A 3,275-nucleotide genomic window follows, 5' to 3' on the forward strand; every position below is an offset into this window, starting at 1 on the left:
GCGGGTATCCGCCGGGCGGCAGGCCTCATGGCACGAGGCTTGCGGGCCCACCCCTGCTCAAAGGGCATGATGGGCCGCTGGATATCGCCGGTCATGCGGCGGCGCATGACCGCCATTGTCCACGACATGACTCGCGGCGCGGCGGATCCCGGCACAAGGCCGGGATGACGGAAGGAATTACGGAATCTCGAACAGCCCCGCAGCGCCCATACCACCCGCGGTGCACATCGACACCACGACATACTTCACGCCGCGCTTGCGCCCCTCGATCAGCGCGTGGCCGGCAAGTCGGCTGCCGGTCATCCCGAACGGATGACCGACCGCGATCGCGCCGCCATTGACGTTGAGCTTGGCCGGGTCGATCCCCAACGTATCGCGGCAATAGAGGCATTGCGAGGCGAATGCCTCGTTGATCTCCCACAGCCCGATATCCTCGATCTTGAGACCCGCGCGCTTGAGCAGTTTGGGGATCGCGAAGACCGGGCCGATCCCCATCTCGTCGGGTTCGCAGCCCGCGACCTGGAAGCCGCGATAGATGCCCAGGATATCCTTGCCCTCGGCCTCGGCCGCCTTGCGCTCCATCAGGATCTGCGCGGCGGCGCCGTCCGACAATTGGCTGGCGTTGCCGGCGGTGATATATTTGCCTTCCTTGATCACCATGCCGTCCTTGAACACGGTGCGCAGGCCCGAGAGGATTTCGACGGTGGTGCCGCCGCGAATGCCCTCGTCCTGGGTGACGGTGACCTGCTCGGTGCCGACCTGGTTGCCTTCCTTGTCGAAATTGGCCTTTTCGACGGTGATCGGCGCGATCTCCTCGGCGAAAGCGCCCTTCTGCAGGCCTTCATAGGCGCGCTGCTGGCTCATCGCGCCGAACTCGTCCTGCGCCGCGCGGCTGATGCCATAGCGCTCGGCGACCACCTCGGCGGTCTCGATCATCGGCATATAGGCATAGGGCTTTTTCGCGATCACCGACTGGTTCTGGTACGGTTTGCCCGCCTGTTTCGCGGTCAGCGTGATCGATTCCATCCCGCCCGCCAGCGCGACGTCGAGTTCGTCGCACATGATCCCGCGCGCGGCGAGCGCGATCGCGGTCAGCCCCGACCCGCATTTGCGGTCGAGCGTGAACGCCGGCACTTCGGTCGGCAGCCCGGCGGCGAAGATCGTGTTGCGCGCGACGTTATAGCTCTGCGTCCCCCATTCGTTGCCCGCGCCGTAGAAGACGTCGTCGATCCGTGCCGGATCGATTCCCGCGCGCTCGACCGCGGCGTTCATCACGTGCGCGCCCAGCACCGGCGCCTCGGTCGCGTTGAAATAGCCGCGATTGGCCTTACCGATGCCCGTCCGGGCGGTGGAGACGATGACGGCTTCGCGCATGGGCTTTCTCCTCGGTTATCGAATATCGGGTATGTTCTCTACTTGCACCGATCGGCAAAATCGAGAGGGCTGGCGCGCGCCCCGCGCCTGCGCCAGAACGCCGCCATGACCCAGCCACTCGCAGCCCGCTCGCTCCTGTTCGCCCCCGGCGATTCCCCCCGCAAGCTCGAGAAGGCGGGACTGAGTGCCGCAGACCTGGTCATCATCGATCTCGAGGATGCCGTCGCGGAGAGTGCCAAGCCCAACGCGCGCAAGGCGGTCGCCGAGCATCTCAAGGCGACTCACCGTCGCCAGCCGCATTGGGTGCGGATCAACCCGCTCGATACGCCCTATGCCCTGCCCGACCTCGCCGCCATCGTGCCGGCACGGCCCGACGGCATCGTCCTGCCCAAGGCGACGCGCGCGGATGCCGAGCGGCTCGACCATTATTTGACCGCGCTGGAAACCGCCGCCGGCCTGCCGCTCGGCGGCATCCCGGTGTTCGTGCTGGCGACGGAAACGGCGGCGGGCGTATTCGACGTCGGCAATTACTCCGGCTGCCCGCGCCTCGTCGCGCTGAGTTGGGGAGCGGAGGACAGCGCCACCGCGCTAGGCGCTACCAGCAATCGCGACGATGACGGCGAATACGACTTTCCCTATCAGTTGTTCCGCGCGCTCTGCCTGACCGGCGCCGCGGCCGCGAGCGTCAGCGCGATCGAGACGATCCACGGCGATTTCCGCGATGCCGAGGGGCTGGAGAAGATGGCGCGCCGCGCCCGCCGCGCCGGCTTCCGCGGCATGCTGGCGATCCATCCCGACCAGGTGCCGGTGATCAACGCCGCTTTCTCGCCCACAGCCGAGGAGATCGCACATGCCGAGAAAGTGGTCGCCGCGTTCGATGCCAATCCCGGCGCCGGCACCGTCGGACTCGACGGGGCGATGCTCGACATGCCGCATCTGAAGCGCGCGCAGACCCTGCTGGCGATGAAAGGGTAGCAAATCCCGCCGGCGACACGCCAGGAGCTGTGGATAATCAACGTCTTGTCACGAACCTGATTTGGATTAATCTCACCCGAAACGAGAATCGGGGGAGAGATGCGGATGTCGACGGGTCGGCGCAGTGTCTTCGTCACGGGGGTGGCGGTCGTAGTGGTTTTCGCGGCGGTGCTGGCCGCGAGCATCGTCGGCGAGGCGATCTTCGCGACGACCTGAATTCGCGCATCAAATCAGGCTGATCGATCGTCCGGACGCGCGGACGATCATCCCAGGCCACTCCGCGCCAATGGAAAGATCGTCAGTTCGTTTTGGTTGATCGAACCGAGGGCATCCGATCGCGACGTGCCGTTGCGAACATCGCGGCGGGTCACGACAAGGCTCTCCGTCGCGACAGCGCCCGAATAGAATGCCACCAGCACGCCGGCATACGGGAGGTCGAGTTCCTTCCCCAGGCCTTCCAGCACCGCATTCCAAAGCTCGATGCTATCGGGCGCCTCCTTACCGGGACGAGCATCGGCCCTTCGCCGATCCTCGGCGGCTCTCGCGATTTTCGCATCGGACCATCCCTTGCGCTTCAAGCGCGCAACGTCCTTGGCGGCCGCCTCTTCGACGGCGTCCGACGGACCGAGCGCGGGCACAAGCGCCGTCCCGCAATCGCAATGACCGGACGTGGTCAAATATTGATGTTCCCCGTCAAGTAGCATCTTGCGAACGGAGGGATTGTCGATGGGCGAAGCGGTACGGCCGTGCCGTTCCATGACCGCACGCACCGCTTCAGCGTCGACCGAGGGCGCTACCAGGGTAATGAAATGACACATGCGCACTTCCCTACGGCGGGGGCCGGCCTTGCGTAAGGTCTGCTGAATTCGCCATCAGGAACGCGATGACGGGCGCCCCTCATCCGGGGCCATCGATGGTAGCGGAGG

3 protein-coding genes are annotated in these 3,275 nt (G+C 65.7%); 1 reads left to right on the forward strand and 2 read right to left on the reverse strand.

Annotation, left to right across the window (positions count from 1 at the left end; translation table 11 throughout):
* Window positions 1–177: 177 nt before the first annotated feature.
* The gene (locus ACTHJR_RS09825; RefSeq protein WP_440522974.1) at window positions 178–1,374 is read right to left on the reverse strand and encodes an acetyl-CoA C-acyltransferase; all 1,197 of its coding nucleotides are present in this window, start codon (window positions 1,372–1,374) and stop codon (window positions 178–180) included.
* A gap of 105 nt (window positions 1,375–1,479) precedes the next feature.
* On the opposite strand from ACTHJR_RS09825, the gene ACTHJR_RS09830 reads away from it, so the two are divergent.
* Window positions 1,480–2,349, forward strand: coding sequence for an HpcH/HpaI aldolase/citrate lyase family protein (locus ACTHJR_RS09830; RefSeq protein ID WP_440522975.1), 870 nt, complete (start codon window positions 1,480–1,482; stop codon window positions 2,347–2,349).
* A gap of 263 nt (window positions 2,350–2,612) precedes the next feature.
* Here the strand turns inward: ACTHJR_RS09830 and ACTHJR_RS09835 are convergent, their stop codons facing one another.
* Window positions 2,613–3,167, reverse strand: coding sequence for a hypothetical protein (locus tag ACTHJR_RS09835; protein WP_440522976.1), 555 nt, complete (start codon window positions 3,165–3,167; stop codon window positions 2,613–2,615).
* Window positions 3,168–3,275 lie beyond the last annotated feature (108 nt).

Origin of the sequence: Sphingomonas sp., from assembly GCF_051962185.1 — a bacterium.
Lineage (GTDB): Bacteria > Pseudomonadota > Alphaproteobacteria > Sphingomonadales > Sphingomonadaceae > Sphingomonas.

Excerpts from the sequence above, each read along its gene's own strand:
- ACTHJR_RS09825 (WP_440522974.1), bottom strand. The coding sequence starts at position 1,374 with ATGCGCGAAGCCGTCATCGTCTCCACCGCCCGGACGGGCATCGGTAAG.
- ACTHJR_RS09835 (WP_440522976.1), bottom strand. The coding sequence starts at position 3,167 with ATGTGTCATTTCATTACCCTGGTAGCGCCCTCGGTCGACGCTGAAGCG.
- ACTHJR_RS09830 (WP_440522975.1), top strand. The coding sequence starts at position 1,480 with ATGACCCAGCCACTCGCAGCCCGCTCGCTCCTGTTCGCCCCCGGCGAT.